Below are 18035 nucleotides of genomic sequence, written 5' to 3' on the forward strand. Positions count from 1 at the left end.
AATGTTCGGGCATGGCAAGCGTATGAATATGCCGTGGTGGGGCGGTTTTGATCCACGTGCATGGGATATGGCAAGCCTGATGGATTTTGCTGTGCCGGTGGTGGCATGTCTGCTGATCTGGATGTTGATCCGTTAAATATAAAAAGTAAAAAGCCGCAGTAACTTGTCATGATAGGATACTGCGGCTGGCTGGCTAACTTTCGATAGTGCGAGTATTGAATGATTTCCAGCCGTTACCGATTTTACGTGTTTATTAGTGAACAAACCACTCGTCAGTAAACTCCCAAGTATCTTTCAGAGTCTCCTGAACAAAAGCCTTAGCAGAATCCTTATCTGCGGTGTACGTAACAGGAAAATCATCGCTATGGTAGCTTTGACGCTCACCCCCATACCATAAAATATCAAGAGATTACGACTCATTTCCCCATGACTCTTCACCAACCAACAGTTCTATCAACATAAGATGTAAACTCATAAACTAAGCAAGATAAAAAAATTAACAGAATTTTGTTGATTTCATGTCTGTGGAGTGTTAACTTAAAATGAGACCTGAAGTACTGAAGGTCTTTGACACACTGGAGAAGCAACTATGTTAACGCCGTTTGGTAAGACAGTAAGAAAAATGCGCATAGACTTGGGGCTTACGCTTAAAAGCATGGCTGAGGCTATGGGCATGACCTCGTCTTATCTTTCAGCGATCGAAACTGGTAAAAGGGCGGTCACTAAGCCCGTGCTTGATAGCATCATTAGCTATTTTAATGCGGATGAAAAACAAAAAGAAAAGCTTATCAGTGCAGCTCGTGACTCTCAGCAGTCAGTAGAGATCAGCTTGTCAGGTAAGAATGGCCACGCTCGTGAAGTCGCAATTGCGTTCGCTCGTAGTTTTGATGAATTAAATGAAGAAGACTTCCGTAATTTACGACAGATTTTGAATCGAAAACAGCAGTAGGAGGCGGCTTGAGCGGACAAGATTATCGTGTACCTCCGCAGAATCGTGAATCAATACGTTCTATCGTCACATCTCTGCGGAGCGCATTTGGTATTACTGGGCTTAAATTCCCTGTAATGGAGGTAATTGAGTTCGCATTGCCTCAGTTGATCCCGGATTTTGAGTTCCACATTGGTGGTATGAAAGAAATGGGAGAAACGCATGGTCTTACGTACCCACAGGAACATTTATTGATTCTGCGCGAAGACATTTACGAAGGCGCTTTGAATGGGGTAGGGCGAGATAGGATGACTGCCGCGCATGAATTGGGTCATCTTCTTATGCACAGGAACATCGCATTTGCTCGTTCTGCCCCAGGGGTAAAAATCCGCCCTTTTGAGAGTAGTGAATGGCAAGCTAAATGTTTTAGTGGTGAGTTATTAGTGCCGGCTATGCATGCCAGTATTTTAAAAGGTATGACGGCTGAGGATGTTGCTAAGGCATGCGGAGTTTCATTAGTGGCAGCGCGTTATCAGCTAGACAGAATGTAAAAACCCCTTGCTTGGCGCCAACCAGTGCAAGGGGCTTTAGGTGATGAATCCAAGAGGCATCACCACCGTGAACAGCTTCGATAGACAGCCTGAAATTAACACCTTCAGGGAAGATGTTCAAGGGAAAAATCTCTCTTGGTAAGGAGGTGTTTTATGAATGGGTTTGAAATCAATTGCTTCAAAAGCGGCGCCCAAAGGGTTCCGTTGGGTTTTCTGCCGTTACCGCAAGGTGCGTGGGAAATCAAAAAAAGTCCTTGATGCTCATGATTACGGGTACGAGGCGTGGGCATTTTTAGTGCGCTGCTAAGGGTTAGTATTTAAGGCACCTGCGGGTGCCTTTTTTGTATCCTCTGACCCGATTGGTGTCTTGCTGAGCCTGATAACTACCAATTTTTGTTATTACTATTCTACTATCGCTCAATCATGATTGGCGGGAGTTGAAACCGCAGGCACGTCGTATGCAAGAACGTGCTGCGGCTGGCTGGTGAACTTCCGGTAGTGCGAGTATTGAATGATTTCCAGCCGTTACAGATTTTACGTGCTAATTAGTGAACAAACCACTCGTCAGCAGACTCCCAGGTATCTTTCAGAGTTTCCTGAACAAAAGTTTTAGCTGAATCTTTATCGGCGGTGCGCGTAACAGAAAGGCCATCGTTGCTGGTGGCTTTTACGATCACCTCTACATCGTCATAACGCTTACTGATGCGTCGAGTTAATTCTTCCTTTAACGCATCCACAGCACCGTTTGGCATTTTAGTCATTTTCTCTTTGGCTATGCAGATCTCAATACGCATAAAAATCCCTCTACACTGTTTTTGTATACAGTGTTATTTTTAACTGTATGAATAAACAGTGTCAATAGAACAAAGATTGCTGCATGTACAAATGTTCTTTGGCTACAAATACACCTACTGATCATGTTCTGCTATGCTCTGATACCTCCAAAATGTACAATCAGCGGCATGAATTTTTCTTTGTACATATGATTGTACATAATCAAAGAGACAACAATTATGACAAGCCTTTTGGCCGCAGAGGTAGCGAAAAGAAGAACCTTTGCAATTATTTCTCACCCGGACGCCGGTAAAACCACCATCACCGAGAAGGTGCTGCTGTTCGGACAGGCCATTCAGACCGCCGGTACAGTAAAAGGCCGTGGTTCTAACCAGCACGCTAAGTCGGACTGGATGGAGATGGAAAAGCAGCGTGGTATCTCTATTACCACTTCTGTGATGCAGTTCCCTTATAAGGATTGCCTGGTTAACCTGCTCGACACCCCGGGGCACGAAGACTTCTCGGAAGATACCTATCGTACTCTGACCGCGGTGGACTGCTGCCTGATGGTTATCGACGCCGCAAAAGGTGTTGAAGATCGTACCCGTAAGCTGATGGAAGTTACCCGTCTGCGCGACACGCCGATCCTCACCTTCATGAACAAACTTGACCGTGATATCCGCGACCCGATGGAACTGCTCGATGAAGTTGAGAACGAGCTGAAAATCGGCTGCGCACCGATCACCTGGCCGATTGGCTGCGGCAAGCTGTTTAAAGGCGTTTACCACCTTTATAAAGATGAAACCTATCTCTATCAGAGCGGTAAAGGCCACACCATTCAGGAAGTCCGCATTGTTAAAGGGCTGAATAACCCGGATCTCGATGCTGCGGTCGGTGAAGATCTGGCACAGCAGCTGCGTGACGAACTGGAACTGGTGAAAGGCGCGTCTAACGAGTTCGACAAAGAATTATTCCTTGCGGGCGAAATCACTCCGGTATTCTTCGGTACTGCGCTGGGTAACTTCGGCGTCGATCATATGCTGGATGGCCTGGTGGAGTGGGCACCTGCGCCGATGCCGCGTCAGACTGATACCCGTACCGTAGAAGCGAGCGAAGACAAATTTACCGGCTTCGTATTTAAAATTCAGGCCAACATGGACCCGAAACACCGTGACCGCGTGGCGTTTATGCGTGTGGTGTCCGGTAAATATGAAAAAGGCATGAAACTGCGCCAGGTGCGCACCGCGAAAGATGTGGTGATCTCCGACGCGCTGACCTTTATGGCGGGCGACCGTTCGCACGTTGAAGAAGCGTATCCGGGCGACATCCTTGGTCTGCACAACCACGGCACTATTCAGATCGGCGACACCTTTACCCAAGGTGAGATGATGAAGTTCACCGGTATTCCGAACTTCGCACCAGAACTGTTCCGTCGCATCCGCCTGAAAGATCCGCTGAAGCAAAAACAGCTGCTCAAAGGGCTGGTACAGCTTTCCGAAGAGGGCGCAGTGCAGGTGTTCCGTCCGATCTCCAACAACGATCTGATCGTTGGTGCGGTTGGTGTGCTGCAGTTTGATGTGGTGGTATCGCGCCTGAAGAGCGAATACAACGTCGAAGCGGTGTATGAGTCAGTCAACGTCGCCACCGCCCGCTGGGTAGAATGCGCGGACGCGAAGAAATTCGAAGAGTTCAAGCGTAAGAACGAAAGCCAACTGGCGCTGGATGGCGGCGACAATCTCGCTTACATCGCCACCAGCATGGTCAACCTGCGCCTGGCGCAGGAGCGTTACCCGGACGTTCAGTTCCACCAGACCCGCGAGCATTAATTCTTGCCTCCATGGCGCGGTAACCGCCGCGCCCTGTCAATTTCCCTTCCTTATTAGCCGCTTGCGGAATGTTCTTAAAACATTCGCTTTTGCTTATGTTTACGCGTTTTTTAGTCGATACGGTGAGCGGTTTCAAAATTGTGATCTATATTTAACAAAGTGATGACATTTGTGACGGCTTTAAATACCGATCAATACGTAAATATCAGTATTTAAAACCGTTAACTGTCATCCGATTGATATTAATAACTGATTCAGAGGCTGTAATGGTCGTTATTCATCACTCATCGCTTTTGTGATGGCGACCATTGACTTCTGTACAGGGTGAAGTCTCTCCCTTTCAGCAATGCAACCTCGTGTTGCCTGGCTCAAATTACGAGCAAACATACAGGAATAAATCGATGACTATGACAAGACTGAAGATTTCGAAAACTCTGCTGGCTGTAATGTTGACCTCTGCCGTCGCGACCGGCTCTGCTTTTGCGGAAAACAGCGCGCAGACAACCAATGAAAGCGCAGGGCAAAAAGTCGATAGCTCTATGAATAAAGTCGGTAATTTCATGGATGACAGCGCCATCACCGCGAAAGTGAAGGCGGCCCTGGTGGATCATGACAACATCAAGAGCACTGATATCTCTGTCAAAACCGATCAAAAAGTTGTGACCCTGAGCGGTTTCGTTGAAAGCCAGGCCCAGGCCGAAGAGGCTGTGAAAGTGGCGAAAGGCGTTGAAGGCGTGACCTCTGTCAGCGACAAACTGCACGTTCGCGACGCTAAAGAAGGCTCTGTGAAGGGCTATGCGGGTGACACCGCCACCACCAGTGAAATCAAAGCCAAACTGCTGGCGGATGACATCGTCCCTTCCCGTCATGTGAAAGTTGAAACCACCGACGGCGTGGTTCAGCTCTCCGGTACCGTCGATTCCCAGGCACAAAGCGACCGTGCTGAAAGTATCGCCAAAGCGGTAGATGGTGTGAAAAGCGTTAAAAATGATCTGAAAACTAAGTAATTCGTCGTAATTCGTTCTCCCGAACTTTGTCGGGAGGCGCGATGTGCACCACACTAAAAATATCGCATTGAGTGATTTTTACGCTCATATCAAGCGGTGACATTAACTATGGTAAAGGAGACGCTTATGTTTCGTTGGGGCATCATATTTCTGGTTATCGCGTTAATCGCCGCCGCACTTGGGTTTGGTGGTCTGGCCGGTACCGCTGCAGGCGCAGCTAAAATTGTCTTTGTCGTCGGGATTATTCTGTTCCTGGTGAGTTTGTTTATGGGCCGAAAACGACCCTAGATTTCAAACTATTAAGAAAATTTTATACAAAGCCAGTCCAGCGGACTGGCTTTTGCGGTTTTAGCGAATAATAAATTGCGTTACTTTGTCAGTCTTTCACAACAAAAACAGGAAGGCAGAGGTGGGGCAGCGAATACCTGTAACGCTTGGTAATATTGCGCCGTTGTCGCTAAGGCCGTTCCAGCCTGGACGAATAGCTCTGGTGTGCGAAGGCGGCGGGCAGCGTGGAATTTTCACGGCTGGTGTGCTGGATGAGTTTATGCGCGCGCAGTTTAATCCTTTCGATCTTTATCTCGGCACATCTGCCGGGGCGCAGAACCTTTCGGCATATATCTGCAATCAGCCCGGATACGCGCGCAAAGTCATCATGCGCTATACCACAAAACGCGAATTTTTCGATCCAGTGCGCTTTGTCCGTGGAGGAAATCTTATCGATCTTGACTGGCTGGTGGAGGCCACCGCAAGCCAGATGCCGTTGCAAATGGACACCGCCGCGCGGCTGTTTGACAGCGGTAAATCCTTTTATATGTGTGCCTGTCGTCAGGATGACTACGCGCCGAATTACTTTTTACCAACCAAACAAAACTGGCTGGATGTGATTCGCGCCTCCAGTGCGATACCTGGTTTTTATCGTAGCGGAGTGTCGCTGGAAGGCATTAACTACCTGGATGGTGGGATCAGTGATGCGATTCCGGTTAAAGAGGCGGCAAGGCAGGGAGCAAAAACGTTGGTCGTCATCCGCACCGTGCCGTCACAAATGTACTACACGCCGCAGTGGTTCAAGCGCATGGAACGCTGGCTGGGTGACAGTAGCCTGCAGCCGCTGGTCAATCTGGTGCAGCATCATGAAACCAGCTATCGTGACATTCAGCAGTTTATTGAGAAACCACCGGGCAAGCTGCGGATATTCGAAATTTATCCGCCGAAGCCATTGCATAGTATCGCGCTTGGCAGTCGGATTCCGGCGCTGCGTGAAGACTATAAACTTGGGCGTTTATGCGGTCGTTATTTCCTCGCCACGGTTGGCAAGCTATTAACTGAAAAAGCGCCGCTTACCCGCCATCTGGTGCCAGTGGTGACGCCGGAATCGATTGTCATTCCGCCTGCGCCAGTCGCCAACGATACGCTGGTTGCCGAAGTGAGCGATGCTCCGCAGGCGAACGACCCGACATTTAACAATGAGGATCTGGCTTGATTTGCCGTTTTATCGACACCCACTGCCATTTTGATTTCCCGCCGTTTAGTGGCGATGAAGAGGCCAGCCTGCAACGCGCGGCACAAGCGGGCGTAGGCAAGATCATTGTTCCGGCGACAGAGGCGGCAAATTTTGCCCGCGTGTTGGCGCTGGCGGAAAATTATCAGCCACTGTATGCCGCATTGGGCTTGCATCCGGGTATGTTGGCAAAACATAACGATGCATCGCTGGAGCAGTTACAGCAGGCGCTGGAAAGGCGTCCGGCGAAGGTGGTGGCGGTGGGGGAGATCGGTCTGGATCTCTTCGGCGACGATCCGCAATTTGAGAGGCAGCAGTGGTTGCTCGACGAACAACTGAAACTGGCGAAACGCTACGATCTGCCGGTGATCCTTCATTCACGGCGCACGCACGACAAACTGGCGATGCATCTTAAGCGTCACGATTTGCCGTGCACTGGCGTGGTTCACGGTTTTTCCGGCAGCCTGCAACAGGCCGAGCGGTTTGTACAACTAGGCTACAAAATTGGCGTAGGCGGTACTATCACCTATCCACGCGCCAGTAAAACCCGCGATGTCATCGCAAAATTACCGCTGGCATCGTTGTTGCTGGAAACCGATGCGCCGGATATGCCGCTCAACGGTTTTCAGGGGCAGCCTAACCGCCCGGAACAGGCTGCGCGGGTGTTTGACGTGCTTTGCGAGTTGCGCCCGGAACCGGCGGATGAGATTGCGCAAGCGTTGCTTAATAACACGTATACGTTGTTTAACGTGCCGTAGGCCGGATAAGGCGTTCACGCCGCATCCGGCAGTTGGCGCACAATGCCTGATGCGACGCTTGTCGCGTCTTATCATGCCTACAGGCCTGTGCCGACCGTAGGCCGGATAAGGCGTTCACGCCGCATCCGGCAGTCGGCGCACAATGCCAGATGCGACGCTTGTCGCGTCTTATCATGCCTGGAGGACTGTGCCGAACCGTAGGCCGGATAAGGCGTTCACGCCGCATCCGGCGGTCGGTGCACAATGCCAGATGCGACGCTGGACGCGTCTTATCATGCCTACAAGTCTATGCCGAACCGTAAGCCGGATAAGGCGTTTACGCCGCATCCGGCAGTCGGCGCATAATGCCTGATGCGACGCTTAACGCGTCTTATCATGCCTACAAGTCTGTGCCGAACCGTAGGCCGGATAAGGCGTTCACGCCGCATCCGGCAGTCGGCGCACAATGCCAGATGCGACGCTTGTCGCGTCTTATCATGCCTACAAGTTTATGCCGAACCGTAGGCCGCATCCGGCATGTCACAAATACAGCGCCGGGAATATTAACCGGCTCACCCCGCGCACCTTTAACGCATCAGCCAACGGCTCAACGTCTTCCGGCGTGGCGCTCGGCCAGCTTTGCGCCTCGCCATACACGCCGTGGGCATGAAATGCGTTCAGGCGAACCGGAACATCTCCAAGTCCCTTGATAAACGCCGCCAGTTCTTCGATGTGTTGCAAATAATCCACCTGGCCTGGGATTACCAGCAAACGCAGTTCCGCCAGCTTGCCGCGCTCTGCCAGCAAACAGATGCTGCGCTTAATCTGCTGATTATCGCGTCCGGTTAGTTGTTGATGGCACGCGCTCCCCCACGCTTTGAGATCGAGCATTGCGCCGTCACACACCGGGAGCAATTTTTCCCAGCCGGTTTCACTCAACATGCCGTTACTGTCCACCAGACAGGTGAGATGGCACAGTTGCGGATCGTTTTTGATGGCAGTAAACAGCGCCACCACAAACGGCAGCTGGGTCGTGGCTTCGCCGCCGCTTACCGTTATCCCTTCAATAAACAGCACCGCTTTGCGGATATGGCTAAGCACCTCATCCACGCTCATGGATTGCGCCATTGGTGTGGCATGTTGCGGACACCTCTTCAGGCAGGTATCACATTGCTCGCAGACCACAGCGTTCCACACCACTTTGCCGTCAACAATCTGCAACGCCTGATGCGGACACTGTGGCACGCACTCCCCACAGTCATTGCAACGTCCCATCGTCCACGGATTGTGACAGTTTTTGCAGCGCAGATTGCAGCCCTGCAAAAACAGAGCCAGACGACTGCCTGGCCCGTCAACGCAGGAGAAGGGGATAATCTTACTGACTAAAGCGCATCTGCTGTTCATGGCTTATCACGCGCGGCTGGCGTTCCAGAATACGAGTGTTGCGTGCGGCTTCTTCGCCCAGCCAGGTGGTGTTGGTGCGTGAACCTTCGGCGCGATATTTTTCTAAATCCGACAAACGCACCATATAACCGGTAACGCGAACCAGATCGTTACCGCTGACATTGGCGGTAAATTCACGCATTCCGGCTTTAAAGGCGCCGAGGCAAAGCTGTACCAGCGCCTGCGGGTTACGTTTGATGGTTTCGTCGAGCGTCAGAATGTCGCTGATGCCGGAGTAATAATAAGCATGATGCGGGGCGACAGTTTGCAGATGGGTGATCGGATCTGGCTCATCGCCATACGGCAAGCGTGCGCCCGGCGTGGTGCCGATATCAGAACTGATCCCCGACTGTGCGTGCAACATGGCGCGTTTTTGCCAGCCATATTTCACGGGGGTATTGGCGACAAACTCCGCCAGTTGCGCGCTGATGCGATAACCCACTTCATTTGCGGCGGCCTCTTTACCGTAGCGCGCGGCAATCCCTTCTTTCTCGCACAGCAAGTTAACCGCTTCCGCCAGCCCATACATGCCAAACATTGGCACAAAACGTTCAGGGTTAATCAGCCCTTCTTTCACCAGGAAGCTATTCTCAAAGAAGTGTGATTGTTGATAGAGGAATTCACACCGCGCATCGATGATGGCGATCTGCTGCTGGCAGTAGTGCGGTAGAGTGCGCGTAAAGAAGTCTTCCAGCGATTCGCTGCGCTCGGCAATGGCTTTCAGGTTAAGGCGCACCAGCGTGCTGCCACCACCCGACAGCGGCAGTGAGTTGTAACAGCTTACAATCCCGTAGCCCCCTTTTGTGAAAATTTTATCATGCACCGGACCGTTGGCGATGTGCGGTTTGCTACATTCACAGATGTTTTTCGCCACTTCCAGCAGCAGGTCATCTGGGGTGATTTCAGGATCGTAGATAAAGGTCAGGTTCGGTGAAACCTGCTTCAGCTCTGCGTCTGCGCGTAAAATCGCTCGGGTAATGGGCGAATCAGACGGGCCGATATTGGCGTGCATAAAGGCGTCAGGCAGGGTTCTGTCGAGGTAACGCCAGAAACGTTTTATTCGAATGTCGATCTCGTCTTGTGTTAGAATTCTAACATACGGTTGCAACAACGCATCCAGCTGCCCCAGGTAGACCGGCATCGATGTGACCGAAGGGACATGATGATAAAGAATGGTCAACAGAGAGAGCGCGTCATCAAGATCTTTCGCGCCTTCCAGCTCCAGCCATTCGGAACCGTTCGCCAGAAAACGGGCGTAATCGGGTAAGACATAGCGCGGTTTGTACGGCGCATGACCTTCAAACATATCGCAGATTACGCCTTCATCCAGCGCGCGGCGGGCTTCGGCAGGTAGCTGCGGATAAGGCAGATTGTTTTCTGCTTCCAGCGCCAGAAAATGGCGTTTCTGCTCCGGACTAAGCACCGGACTTGTGACAATTTGCTGGCAACGTTGTTGCAGTGCAATCTCGTGAGAAGTGGGCATCTTCTTTTCCTTTTATGCCAAAGGTGATGCGCCATTGTAAGAAGTTTCGTGATGTTCACTTTGATCCTGATGCGTTTGTCACCATCGGTGCATTCATTTGAAAGTGAATTATTTGAACCAGATCGCATTACCGTAATGCAAATTTGTAAGTAGATTTTCTTAATTGTGATGTATATCGAAGTGTGTTGCGGAGTCGATGTTAGAATACTAACAAACTCGCAAGGTGAATTTTATTGGCGACAAGCCAGGAGAATGAAATGACTGATCTGAAAGCAAGCAGCCTGCGTGCACTGAAATTGATGGACCTGACTACCCTGAATGACGACGACACCGACGAGAAAGTGATCGCCCTGTGTCATCAGGCCAAAACTCCGGTCGGCAATACCGCTGCTATCTGTATCTATCCTCGCTTTATCCCGATTGCTCGCAAAACGCTGAAAGAGCAGGGCACCCCGGAAATCCGTATTGCTACGGTAACCAACTTCCCACACGGTAACGATGACATTGAAATTGCACTGGCAGAAACCCGTGCGGCAATCGCCTACGGTGCTGATGAAGTTGACGTGGTGTTCCCGTACCGTGCGCTGATGGCGGGCAACGAGCAAGTTGGTTTTGATCTGGTGAAAGCCTGTAAAGAGGCTTGCGCAGCGGCGAACGTACTGCTGAAAGTGATCATCGAAACCGGCGAACTGAAAGACGAAGCGCTGATCCGCAAAGCGTCTGAAATCTCCATCAAAGCGGGTGCCGACTTCATCAAAACCTCTACCGGTAAAGTGGCAGTGAACGCGACGCCGGAAAGCGCGCGCATCATGATGGAAGTGATCCGTGATATGGGCGTAGAGAAAACCGTTGGTTTCAAACCGGCGGGCGGCGTGCGTACTGCGGAAGATGCGCAGAAATATCTCGCCATTGCAGATGAACTGTTCGGTGCTGACTGGGCAGATGCGCGCCACTATCGCTTTGGCGCTTCCAGCCTGCTGGCAAGCCTGCTGAAAGCTCTGGGCCACGGCGACGGTAAGAGCGCCAGCAGCTACTAAGTAAGATGCTTTGCGCCTGATGCGCTGCGCTTATCAGGCCTACGAGACGTATCACCCGTAGGCCGGATAAGGCGTAGACGCATCCGGCAAAAGCCGCCTCATACTCTTTTCCACGGGAGGTTACCTTGTTTCTCGCACAAGAAATTATTCGTAAAAAACGTGATGGTCATGCGCTGAGTGATGAAGAAATTCGTTTCTTTATCAACGGCATTCGCGACAACACTATCTCCGAAGGGCAGATTGCCGCCCTCGCGATGACCATTTTCTTCCACGATATGACAATGCCGGAGCGTGTCTCGCTGACTATGGCGATGCGAGATTCAGGAACCGTTCTCGACTGGAAAAGCCTGCATCTGAATGGCCCGATTGTTGATAAACATTCCACCGGTGGCGTCGGCGATGTCACTTCGCTGATGTTGGGGCCGATGGTCGCTGCCTGTGGCGGCTATATTCCGATGATCTCCGGTCGTGGCCTCGGTCATACTGGCGGCACGCTCGACAAACTGGAATCCATCCCTGGCTTCGACATCTTCCCGGATGACAACCGTTTCCGCGAAATCATTAAAGACGTCGGTGTGGCGATTATCGGTCAGACCAGCTCACTGGCTCCGGCGGATAAACGTTTCTACGCGACCCGTGATATTACCGCAACCGTGGACTCCATCCCGCTGATCACTGCCTCGATCCTGGCGAAGAAACTGGCGGAAGGTCTGGACGCGCTGGTGATGGACGTGAAAGTGGGTAGCGGCGCGTTTATGCCGACCTACGAACTCTCTGAAGCCCTTGCCGAAGCGATTGTTGGCGTGGCTAACGGCGCTGGCGTGCGCACCACCGCGCTGCTCACCGACATGAATCAGGTACTGGCCTCCAGTGCAGGTAACGCGGTTGAAGTTCGTGAAGCGGTGCAGTTCCTGACGGGTGAGTATCGTAACCCGCGTCTGTTTGATGTCACGATGGCGCTGTGCGTGGAGATGCTTATCTCCGGTAAACTGGCGAAAGATGACGCCGAAGCGCGCGCGAAATTGCAGGCGGTGCTGGACAACGGTAAAGCGGCAGAAGTCTTTGGTCGTATGGTAGCGGCACAAAAAGGCCCGACCGACTTCGTTGAGAACTACGCGAAGTATCTGCCGACAGCGATGCTGACGAAAGCAGTCTATGCTGATACCGAAGGTTTTGTCAGTGAAATGGATACCCGTGCGCTGGGGATGGCAGTGGTTGCAATGGGCGGCGGTCGCCGTCAGGCATCTGACACCATCGATTACAGCGTCGGCTTTACTGATATGGCGCGTCTGGGTGACCAGGTAGACGGTCAGCGTCCGCTGGCGGTTATCCACGCGAAAGACGAAAACAGCTGGCAGGAAGCGGCGAAAGCGGTGAAAGCGGCAATTAAACTTGCCGATAAAGCACCGGAAAGCACACCAACTGTCTATCGTCGTATCAGTGAATAACAGTATACTGATCTGATCATTTAAATTTGAAGCACTGAGTACGGAGAACATATGAAACGTGCATTTATTATGGTGCTGGACTCATTCGGCATCGGCGCTACAGAAGATGCAGAACGCTTTGGTGACGTCGGGGCTGACACCCTGGGTCATATCGCAGAAGCCTGTGCCAAAGGCGAAGCTGATAACGGTCGTAAAGGCCCGCTCAATCTGCCAAATCTGACCCGTCTGGGGCTGGCGAAAGCACATGAAGGTTCTACCGGTTTCATTCCGGCAGGAATGGACGGCAACGCTGAAGTTATCGGCGCGTACGCATGGGCGCACGAAATGTCATCCGGTAAAGATACCCCGTCTGGTCACTGGGAAATCGCCGGTGTCCCGGTTCTGTTTGAGTGGGGATACTTCTCCGATCACGAAAACAGCTTCCCGCAAGAGCTGCTGGATAAACTGGTTGAACGCGCTAACCTGCCAGGTTACCTCGGTAACTGCCACTCTTCCGGTACGGTCATTCTGGATCAGCTGGGCGAAGAGCACATGAAAACCGGCAAGCCGATTTTCTATACCTCCGCTGACTCCGTGTTCCAGATTGCCTGCCACGAAGAAACTTTTGGCCTGGATAAACTCTACGAACTGTGTGAAATCGCCCGTGAAGAGCTGACCAACGGCGGCTACAACATCGGTCGTGTTATCGCTCGTCCGTTTATCGGCGACAAAGCCGGTAACTTCCAGCGTACCGGTAACCGTCACGACCTGGCCGTTGAACCGCCAGCACCGACCGTGCTGCAGAAACTGGTTGATGAAAAACACGGCCAGGTGGTTTCTGTGGGTAAAATTGCAGACATCTACGCCAACTGCGGTATCACCAAGAAAGTGAAAGCGACCGGCCTGGACGCGCTGTTTGACGCCACCATCAAAGAGATGAAGGAAGCGGGTGATAACACCATCGTCTTCACCAACTTCGTTGACTTCGACTCTTCCTGGGGCCATCGTCGCGATGTCGCAGGCTATGCTGCGGGGCTGGAGCTGTTCGACCGCCGTCTGCCGGAGCTGATGTCTCTGCTGCGCGATGACGACATCCTGATCCTCACCGCTGATCACGGTTGTGATCCGACCTGGATCGGTACTGACCACACGCGTGAACACATTCCGGTACTGGTTTACGGCCCGAAAGTAAAACCGGGTTCGCTGGGTCACCGCGAAACCTTCGCGGATATCGGCCAGACTCTGGCAAAATATTTTGGTACTTCTGATATGGAATATGGCAAAGCCATGTTCTGATGGATTTGGGCGGAGCGTTGACTCCGCCTTTGTTATGTCACAAAAAGGATAAAACGATGGCTACCCCACACATTAATGCAGAAATGGGCGATTTCGCTGACGTAGTTTTGATGCCTGGCGACCCGCTGCGTGCGAAGTATATTGCTGAAACTTTCCTTGAAGATGCCCGTGAAGTGAACAACGTTCGCGGTATGCTGGGCTTCACTGGTACTTACAAAGGCCGCAAAATTTCCGTAATGGGTCACGGTATGGGTATCCCGTCCTGCTCCATCTACACCAAAGAACTGATCACCGATTTCGGCGTGAAGAAAATTATCCGCGTAGGTTCCTGCGGCGCTGTTCTGCCGCACGTAAAACTGCGTGACGTCGTTATCGGTATGGGTGCCTGCACCGATTCCAAAGTTAACCGTATCCGTTTTAAAGACCATGACTTTGCCGCTATCGCTGACTTCGACATGGTGCGTAACGCGGTAGACGCGGCTAAAGCTCTGGGCGTTGATGCGCGTGTTGGTAACCTGTTCTCCGCTGACCTGTTCTACTCTCCGGACGGCGAAATGTTCGACGTGATGGAAAAATACGGCATCCTCGGCGTGGAAATGGAAGCGGCTGGTATCTACGGCGTGGCTGCAGAGTTTGGTGCGAAAGCACTGGCTATCTGCACCGTGTCTGACCACATCCGTACTCACGAGCAGACCACTGCTGAAGAGCGTCAGACCACCTTCAACGACATGATCAAAATCGCACTGGAATCCGTTCTGCTGGGCGATAAAGAGTAATTGTGTTTTGCTGAAAGGCGAACGTCGTGTTAAGCCGGAGCGGGAGACTGCTCCGGCTTTTTAGTATCTATTCATCAATAGCAACTGATTTATAGATTTACTATTATTTTTCATATGGATAGGAAATAAAATCCATTCAAGTATCTATTCACGAATCTATTCATTTATGTTCAACCGTCATCCAGTAAGGGCATATCAGCAACTCTGGCGGACAACCATAAATTCCTGCCATTTTGCTTTTGATATTTGAGCTAAGCCGTTCCGTCTTTTCGATCCGTTTTAGAGAATTAATCGAGATACCTAACATTTTACTTACTTCAGCAAGCGATAATTTATGCCTGATACGCACGGCGGCTAGCCAGGATATACCCTGGCTGAACATTAAATTGATAATCTCCCGTTCCTGGTTCTCCAGATCGATCATATTTCCTTCCCTGGATATTTTAATGAGCGAGTTACCGTACCGCCCCCGCTATCCACGCCGACAACTCCCGTAGCTCTTTTTCCTGTTCAGGGAAGTCGACCAGCAGCGCTTCGCACTCCTGTTGCAGCATATCCGCGCGGTACAGACAGCCTTGCAGCCGTCCGGCGAGAGCTTCCAGCGGCGCGGGGTTAAGGCTGTCGGTAAACACCTGGGCGCGGGTGATATGGCCTTTTTCAACGTCGAAATGCAGTTCTACGCCGCCCCAGGTAAAGCGTTCGTCCAGCAGATGCGAGAACGCCGGAGCCTGACCGAAGTTCCATTCCCAGCTACTCTGGCGGGCAAAGGTTTCAACGAAGTTCGGCAAGTCTGGCGTTTTGTCCGGGGAAATGATTTCCGCTTCCACGCGCTCGCCATAATGGGCGAAAAAGGCCTCGGTTATGGCCTCGCAAACCTGCTCATGGGTAATTTCCGGTAGCAGCTCGGTCAGATTGGTCACGCGGGAACGTACTGAAGTAATGCCTTTCGCCGCCAGTTTCTTTTTATCCGGATTGAGATAGTTTGCCAGGCGGCTGAGGTCGGCATTGAGCAGCAAGGTGCCATGGTGGAAACCGCGATCCTTGGTTTCGCGATAGGCCGAGCCTGAGACTTTGCGGTCACCTTCGGCGGTTTTCACCACCAGATCGTTGCGCCCGGAAGCTTCTGCGGTGACGCCGAGCGCGTTCAGCGCATTAAGCACAATTTCCGTGGAGATGGTTTTATCGTACTCCGGCTTGCCAGCCATAAATGTAAAACAGGTATTGCCGAGATCGTGGAACACCGCGCCGCCACCGCTGCTGCGCCGTGCCAGGCGGACGTTATCTTCTTCCATCCGTCGGGTATTACACTCTTTCCACGGGTTTTGCGCACGACCAATCACTACCGTGTCGGCATTGCGCCAGAGAAACAGAACGCGCTGCGTGGCGGGCATCTGGCGAAAAATACACTCTTCCACCGCCAGGTTAAACCACGGATCGTAAGAGTCAGAGATGAGCAGGCGTAATGTGGACATAACGATTTCCTTTCTTGTAGTAATGGGTCACTCTTTTTTCTCGCTTTCTTCCTCTTCCGGTACCGGTTTGCTGGCGGTTAACAGGAAGGGCGATTGCTGCCAGCGGGTACGTTTACCCTGCAACAGTGTGCGAGTCAGCACCACGCCGATTGCCAGCGAGAGCAGCAGCATCAGGCGTAGAATATTGGTGGTGTTATCCACCTGTTTGGCTTCGGTGGCGAGCGTATGGGTATCGAGCGTGAGGCGCAGATAGCCGAGCGGTCCATTTTTCCCCTTAATCGGTTCGACAATCTGCTGGTTAAAATAGCCACCTGCTTTTTTACCGTCGAGCGCCAGTCGGTCGCGCACCTCGACGCTTTCGCCTGCGCGGGCGATAAGATCGCCTTGTTCGTCATACACACCCGCGTCGAGGATGCGACTTTCGTCCGTCAACTGATCGAGGATCGCCCGAATGCGTTTTTCATCAGGTGAGTTGGTACGCATCAGCGGCGCAACGTTCAGGGTTACCTGATGCGCCAGGGTACGGGCCAGTTCTTCCAGCTGTGGATTACGCTGTCGCTGGTGGTTTTGACTAAACCATGATGCTCCCTGCATTAGTGCGACTAACAACGCGAGACAGAACAGGACAATCACTGCCCGATGCAGCCGGAATTTTAGTTTTGTGCGAGCCATATTCCACCCGTTGAAAATTTGAGACTTAATGTTGCCAGAAGCAATGGATACAAGGTAGCCTCATGCGTTATTTTCCCTGCTTCGAACGATTTTACAGGAGCCTTAATGCCTAACATTACCTGGTGCGACCTGCCTGAAGATGTCTCTTTATGGCCTGGTCTGCCTCTTTCATTAAGTGGTGATGAAGTGATGCCACTGGATTACCACGCAGGTCGTAGCGGCTGGCTGCTGTATGGTCGTGGGCTGGATAAACAACGTCTGACCCAGTACCAAAGCAAACTGGGCGCGGCAATGGTGATTGTTGCTGCCTGGTGCGTGGAAGATTATCAGGTGATTCGTCTGGCAGGTTCACTCACCGCCCGGGCTACGCGCCTGGCCCACGAAGCGCAGCTGGATGTCGCGCCGCTGGGGAAAATCCCGCACCTGCGCACGCCCGGTTTGCTGGTGATGGACATGGACTCCACCGCCATCCAGATAGAATGTATTGATGAAATTGCCAAACTGGCCGGAACGGGCGAGATGGTGGCGGAAGTGACCGAACGGGCGATGCGCGGCGAACTCGATTTTACCGCTAGCCTGCGTAGCCGCGTGGCGACGCTGAAAGGCGCTGACGCCAATATTCTGCAACTGGTGCGTGAAAATCTGCCGCTAATGCCGGGCTTAACGCAACTGGTGCTGAAGCTGGAAACGCTGGGCTGGAAAGTGGCGATTGCCTCCGGCGGCTTTACCTTCTTTGCTGAATACTTGCGCGACAAGCTGCGATTAACCGCCGTGGTAGCCAATGAACTGGAGATCATGGACGGTAAATTTACCGGCAATGTGATCGGCGACATTGTAGACGCGCAGTACAAAGCGAAAACCCTGACCCGGCTGGCGCAGGAGTATGATATTCCGCTGGCGCAAACCGTGGCGATTGGCGATGGTGCCAACGACCTGCCGATGATCAAAGCGGCAGGACTGGGGATTGCCTACCATGCCAAGCCAAAAGTGAATGAAAAGACGGAAGTCACCATCCGTCACGCTGACTTGATGGGGGTATTCTGCATCCTCTCTGGCAGCCTGAATCAGAAGTAATTGCCCGCCCGTCATCCTGCGGGTGGCACAG

Annotated in this window: 19 protein-coding genes and 1 pseudogene; 13 read left to right on the forward strand and 7 right to left on the reverse strand. The window is 52.0% G+C overall.

Going from position 1 to position 18035, the window contains the following annotated elements; translation table 11 throughout:
* Positions 1 to 253: 253 nt before the first annotated feature.
* Positions 254 to 349 (reverse strand): annotated as a pseudogene (locus tag D9741_RS23350) (damage-inducible protein DinI); the annotation flags it as partial.
* A gap of 240 nt (positions 350 to 589) precedes the next feature.
* Between D9741_RS23350 and D9741_RS08740 the strand changes: the two are divergent.
* The 3 genes from D9741_RS08740 (at position 590) to D9741_RS23470 (ending at position 1786) form a co-directional block, all read left to right on the forward strand.
* Positions 590 to 949 (forward strand): helix-turn-helix transcriptional regulator, encoded by a 360-nt coding sequence (locus D9741_RS08740; protein ID WP_000957296.1) that lies wholly within the window; start codon positions 590 to 592, stop codon positions 947 to 949.
* 8 nt (positions 950 to 957) lie between these two features.
* Positions 958 to 1479, forward strand: coding sequence for an ImmA/IrrE family metallo-endopeptidase (locus D9741_RS08745; protein ID WP_032197721.1), 522 nt, complete (start codon positions 958 to 960; stop codon positions 1477 to 1479).
* 157 nt (positions 1480 to 1636) lie between these two features.
* Positions 1637 to 1786 carry a hypothetical protein gene (locus tag D9741_RS23470; protein WP_023277296.1) on the forward strand — a complete coding sequence of 50 codons (150 nt, stop codon included), beginning with the start codon at positions 1637 to 1639 and terminating at the stop codon, positions 1784 to 1786.
* A 238-nt stretch (positions 1787 to 2024) separates the two neighbouring features.
* Here D9741_RS23470 and D9741_RS08755 read toward each other — a convergent pair whose 3' ends face one another.
* The gene (locus D9741_RS08755; protein ID WP_001217539.1) at positions 2025 to 2273 is read right to left on the reverse strand and encodes a DinI-like family protein; all 249 of its coding nucleotides are present in this window, start codon (positions 2271 to 2273) and stop codon (positions 2025 to 2027) included.
* A gap of 219 nt (positions 2274 to 2492) precedes the next feature.
* Between D9741_RS08755 and prfC the strand changes: the two genes are divergently transcribed.
* The 5 genes from prfC (at position 2493) to D9741_RS08780 (ending at position 7345) form a co-directional block, all read left to right on the forward strand.
* Positions 2493 to 4079, forward strand: a complete 1587-nt coding sequence (gene prfC / locus D9741_RS08760; protein ID WP_130217542.1) for a peptide chain release factor 3 — start codon at positions 2493 to 2495, stop codon at positions 4077 to 4079.
* A 401-nt stretch (positions 4080 to 4480) separates the two neighbouring features.
* A complete protein-coding gene (gene osmY / locus D9741_RS08765; RefSeq protein ID WP_130217540.1) occupies positions 4481 to 5086 on the forward strand; it encodes a molecular chaperone OsmY in 606 nt (201 codons plus the stop codon).
* A 126-nt stretch (positions 5087 to 5212) separates the two neighbouring features.
* The gene (locus D9741_RS08770) at positions 5213 to 5374 is read left to right on the forward strand and encodes a DUF1328 family protein (RefSeq protein ID WP_000490275.1); all 162 of its coding nucleotides are present in this window, start codon (positions 5213 to 5215) and stop codon (positions 5372 to 5374) included.
* A 121-nt stretch (positions 5375 to 5495) separates the two neighbouring features.
* On the forward strand, positions 5496 to 6569 hold the full coding sequence (locus tag D9741_RS08775) for a patatin family protein (RefSeq protein WP_130217538.1): 1074 nt from the start codon (positions 5496 to 5498) through the stop codon (positions 6567 to 6569).
* A complete protein-coding gene (locus tag D9741_RS08780) occupies positions 6566 to 7345 on the forward strand; it encodes a metal-dependent hydrolase (protein ID WP_130217536.1) in 780 nt (259 codons plus the stop codon). The genes D9741_RS08775 and D9741_RS08780 overlap by 4 nt, the downstream gene beginning before the upstream one ends.
* 519 nt (positions 7346 to 7864) lie before the next feature.
* On the opposite strand, the gene D9741_RS08785 is transcribed toward D9741_RS08780, so the two are convergent.
* Positions 7865 to 8728 (reverse strand): YjjW family glycine radical enzyme activase, encoded by an 864-nt coding sequence (locus tag D9741_RS08785; RefSeq protein ID WP_130217534.1) that lies wholly within the window; start codon positions 8726 to 8728, stop codon positions 7865 to 7867.
* Entirely contained in the window at positions 8700 to 10250 is a 1551-nt protein-coding gene (locus D9741_RS08790) for a YjjI family glycine radical enzyme (protein WP_130217532.1), read from the reverse strand. Before D9741_RS08790 ends, D9741_RS08785 begins: the two co-directional genes overlap by 29 nt.
* Positions 10251 to 10507: 257 nt before the next feature.
* Between D9741_RS08790 and deoC the strand changes: the two genes are divergently transcribed.
* The 4 genes from deoC (at position 10508) to deoD (ending at position 14786) form a co-directional block, all read left to right on the forward strand.
* Positions 10508 to 11287 carry a deoxyribose-phosphate aldolase gene (gene deoC / locus D9741_RS08795; protein WP_001295412.1) on the forward strand — a complete coding sequence of 260 codons (780 nt, stop codon included), beginning with the start codon at positions 10508 to 10510 and terminating at the stop codon, positions 11285 to 11287.
* Between the two features lie 125 nt (positions 11288 to 11412).
* Positions 11413 to 12735: a thymidine phosphorylase gene (deoA, locus tag D9741_RS08800; protein ID WP_000477811.1), complete on the forward strand. Its 1323-nt coding sequence runs from the start codon at positions 11413 to 11415 to the stop codon at positions 12733 to 12735.
* Between the two features lie 51 nt (positions 12736 to 12786).
* Positions 12787 to 14010, forward strand: a complete 1224-nt coding sequence (deoB, locus tag D9741_RS08805) for a phosphopentomutase (protein WP_130217530.1) — start codon at positions 12787 to 12789, stop codon at positions 14008 to 14010.
* 56 nt (positions 14011 to 14066) lie between these two features.
* A complete protein-coding gene (deoD, locus tag D9741_RS08810; protein ID WP_000224878.1) occupies positions 14067 to 14786 on the forward strand; it encodes a purine-nucleoside phosphorylase in 720 nt (239 codons plus the stop codon).
* A 160-nt stretch (positions 14787 to 14946) separates the two neighbouring features.
* On the opposite strand, the gene D9741_RS08815 is transcribed toward deoD, so the two are convergent.
* From D9741_RS08815 to D9741_RS08825, 3 genes are read right to left on the reverse strand one after another with little or no spacing between them, the layout of a single operon-like run.
* Positions 14947 to 15210 carry a helix-turn-helix transcriptional regulator gene (locus D9741_RS08815; RefSeq protein ID WP_130217528.1) on the reverse strand — a complete coding sequence of 88 codons (264 nt, stop codon included), beginning with the start codon at positions 15208 to 15210 and terminating at the stop codon, positions 14947 to 14949.
* A 31-nt stretch (positions 15211 to 15241) separates the two neighbouring features.
* The gene (gene lplA, locus D9741_RS08820) at positions 15242 to 16258 is read right to left on the reverse strand and encodes a lipoate--protein ligase LplA (RefSeq protein ID WP_130217526.1); all 1017 of its coding nucleotides are present in this window, start codon (positions 16256 to 16258) and stop codon (positions 15242 to 15244) included.
* 27 nt (positions 16259 to 16285) lie between these two features.
* The gene (locus D9741_RS08825) at positions 16286 to 16930 is read right to left on the reverse strand and encodes a YtjB family periplasmic protein (protein WP_130204786.1); all 645 of its coding nucleotides are present in this window, start codon (positions 16928 to 16930) and stop codon (positions 16286 to 16288) included.
* Between the two features lie 105 nt (positions 16931 to 17035).
* Between D9741_RS08825 and serB the strand changes: the two genes are divergently transcribed.
* Positions 17036 to 18004 (forward strand): phosphoserine phosphatase, encoded by a 969-nt coding sequence (serB, locus tag D9741_RS08830; RefSeq protein ID WP_130217524.1) that lies wholly within the window; start codon positions 17036 to 17038, stop codon positions 18002 to 18004.
* Positions 18005 to 18035 lie beyond the last annotated feature (31 nt).

Origin of the sequence: Escherichia sp. E14V7 (genome assembly GCF_004212225.1) — a bacterium.
Taxonomy (GTDB): Bacteria; Pseudomonadota; Gammaproteobacteria; order Enterobacterales; family Enterobacteriaceae; genus Escherichia.

Bases quoted from the DNA above. Each gene is read 5' to 3' on its own strand.
- lplA (WP_130217526.1), bottom strand. From the start codon at position 16,258: ATGTCCACATTACGCCTGCTCATCTCTGACTCTTACGATCCGTGGTTT.
- deoB (WP_130217530.1), top strand. From the start codon at position 12,787: ATGAAACGTGCATTTATTATGGTGCTGGACTCATTCGGCATCGGCGCT.
- osmY (WP_130217540.1), top strand. From the start codon at position 4,481: ATGACTATGACAAGACTGAAGATTTCGAAAACTCTGCTGGCTGTAATG.
- D9741_RS08770 (WP_000490275.1), top strand. From the start codon at position 5,213: ATGTTTCGTTGGGGCATCATATTTCTGGTTATCGCGTTAATCGCCGCC.
- D9741_RS08740 (WP_000957296.1), top strand. From the start codon at position 590: ATGTTAACGCCGTTTGGTAAGACAGTAAGAAAAATGCGCATAGACTTG.
- D9741_RS08755 (WP_001217539.1), bottom strand. From the start codon at position 2,273: ATGCGTATTGAGATCTGCATAGCCAAAGAGAAAATGACTAAAATGCCA.
- serB (WP_130217524.1), top strand. From the start codon at position 17,036: ATGCCTAACATTACCTGGTGCGACCTGCCTGAAGATGTCTCTTTATGG.
- D9741_RS08815 (WP_130217528.1), bottom strand. From the start codon at position 15,210: ATGATCGATCTGGAGAACCAGGAACGGGAGATTATCAATTTAATGTTC.
- D9741_RS08825 (WP_130204786.1), bottom strand. From the start codon at position 16,930: ATGGCTCGCACAAAACTAAAATTCCGGCTGCATCGGGCAGTGATTGTC.
- D9741_RS08790 (WP_130217532.1), bottom strand. From the start codon at position 10,250: ATGCCCACTTCTCACGAGATTGCACTGCAACAACGTTGCCAGCAAATT.
- deoC (WP_001295412.1), top strand. From the start codon at position 10,508: ATGACTGATCTGAAAGCAAGCAGCCTGCGTGCACTGAAATTGATGGAC.
- prfC (WP_130217542.1), top strand. From the start codon at position 2,493: ATGACAAGCCTTTTGGCCGCAGAGGTAGCGAAAAGAAGAACCTTTGCA.
- D9741_RS23470 (WP_023277296.1), top strand. From the start codon at position 1,637: ATGGGTTTGAAATCAATTGCTTCAAAAGCGGCGCCCAAAGGGTTCCGT.
- deoD (WP_000224878.1), top strand. From the start codon at position 14,067: ATGGCTACCCCACACATTAATGCAGAAATGGGCGATTTCGCTGACGTA.
- D9741_RS08785 (WP_130217534.1), bottom strand. From the start codon at position 8,728: ATGAACAGCAGATGCGCTTTAGTCAGTAAGATTATCCCCTTCTCCTGC.